Genomic DNA, 1,963 nt, shown 5'->3' on the forward strand with positions numbered 1-1,963 from the left:
AAAGCTTTCCGAGGCACGCAAACCCTCTCCCGGACCGCGGGAAGGAGTGGCGGATTTCCGGGGCGCGATGCGTCTCGGAAACATGTCTTACCGCAAAGTGTCTTTTCTCCGCCGCTGCTAGCAGTTGTTGAGGCAGAATGGCCCGGTGAGACATCTCGGGTACACACGGGTCAGCACCAGAAGCCAAGACGCGAAACTGCAAGTCGATGCGCTCGTCAAGTCCGGCGTCCAAGAGCGGGACATTTTTGCCGACGTCACCTCGGGCAGCCGGACCGCGATCTCGCGCCCAGGGATGAAGAAGCTCCTTGAGTACACCAAGCCCGGCGACACCGTCGTCGTCTGGCGGGTCGATCGGCTTGGACGGTCCCTGATCGATGTGCTCAACACGGTGAAGCTGCTCCGAGAGCAGGACGTGCAGGTGAAAAGCATCTCGGATGGGATCGACCCCTCGACGACCTCGGGCCGGTTGATGTTGAACATGCTCGCCACTTTGGCCGAGTACGAACGCGAACTGATCACAGAACGCGTCAACGCCGGGATCACCGCAGCCCGGCAAGGCGGAACCAAGTTCGGCCGGCCCCTGTCAGATCCCGTCGTCGTTGCTGACAAGCTCAAGCTCGTCGCCGAGGCCAGGGCGAAAGGCCGCACGGCGAAGGAGGCGGCGAAACTCGTTGGGTGGAGCCGGGCGACTCTGTACCGTCACCAACAGGCCCTCGCGGCTCGCGAGAGCGCCACCGTGTAGGTGGCTCGTGGATGCGGCGGAGCGGTGGCGTGTTCTTCGGCTGCATGTCGAAGACCAGATCCCGCTCGTCGTCCTCGCTCGAGAGACCGGGATCTCTGTCCGAACTCTGCAACGCTGGCTCCAGCTCTACCGCGCGGGCGGCGTCGCAGCCCTCGACCCTCACCCTCGCACCGACAAGGGTGTCCGCCGAACCTCATCGGAGACGGTCGCGTTCATCGAACGTTTGGCGCTGACCCGGCCACGCCCAAGCATCGCCACCCTGCACCGGCTCGCCTCCGCGGAGGCGAAAGCTCACGCACTGCCGGTGCCGAGTTACGCGACCGTTCGCCAGATCGTTCAGGCACTCGATCCGGCCCTTGTCACCCTGGCACTTGAGGGGCCGGTCTCGTACCGGGACAAGCACGAGCTCGTGTTCCGCCGCCGCGCAGAACACCCCAACCAGACATGGCAGTCCGATCACACCGAACTCGACATCCTCATCGTCGGCGCCAACGGGAAACCCGACCGGCCCTGGCTCACCACGGTCATGGACGACTACTCCCGCGCCATCTGCGGATACATGGTCTTCACCGGCGCACCCTCAGCGATCAACACCGCCCTGGCTCTCCGGCAGGCGATCTGGCGGAAGACTGACCCGGCGTGGGCGATGTGCGGCATCCCCGACATCCTGCACGTGGACCACGGCTCCGACTTCATCAGCCACCACCTCGAGCAGACCGCACTCGCCCTGCACTTCAGGATTATTCACTCGACCGTCGGCCGGCCCCAGGGCCGAGGGAAGATCGAACGGTTCTTCGGAACCATCAACACCGAACTCCTGGCCACGCTCCCTGGCCACCTCGGACCGGGCAGCCGAACACCAACGCCCCTGCTGGACCTCGCTGGTCTCGACCGCGCGATCAGCGAATTCATCGGCACCTACAACGACCGGACCCACAGCGAGCTGGGGATCTCACCGCGAGACGCGTGGGTCGCGGACGGCTGGATGCCTCGTATGCCCGACAGCCTTCAAGAACTCGACGGGCTCCTCCTTACTGTTCCAAAGAACCGGGTCGTTCAACGCGACGGCATCCACTTCCAAGGCCAGCGCTACCTCGCCCCAACCCTCGCCCAGTTCGTCGGTCACACCGTCACAATCCGGTACGACCCCCGCGACATCTCCGAGATCCGCGTTTACGACCGCGACACGTTTCTCTGCACCGCCATCGACGAAGCTCACCC

General features: G+C 64.5%; 2 protein-coding genes. Both read left to right on the forward strand.

The features are described 5' to 3' along the window. Window positions 1–145 precede the first annotated feature (145 nt). Window positions 146–742: a recombinase family protein gene (locus RR49_RS00145; RefSeq protein WP_045245692.1), complete on the forward strand. Its 597-nt coding sequence runs from the start codon at window positions 146–148 to the stop codon at window positions 740–742. A 7-nt stretch (window positions 743–749) separates the two neighbouring features. After that, window positions 750–1,963: TnsB C-terminal domain-containing protein (locus tag RR49_RS00150; RefSeq protein WP_045245693.1), on the forward strand; the 1,214-nt coding region annotated here is incomplete at its 3' end.

Origin of the sequence: Microbacterium ginsengisoli (genome assembly GCF_000956535.1) — a bacterium.
Classification (GTDB): Bacteria; Actinomycetota; Actinomycetes; order Actinomycetales; family Microbacteriaceae; genus Microbacterium; species Microbacterium ginsengisoli.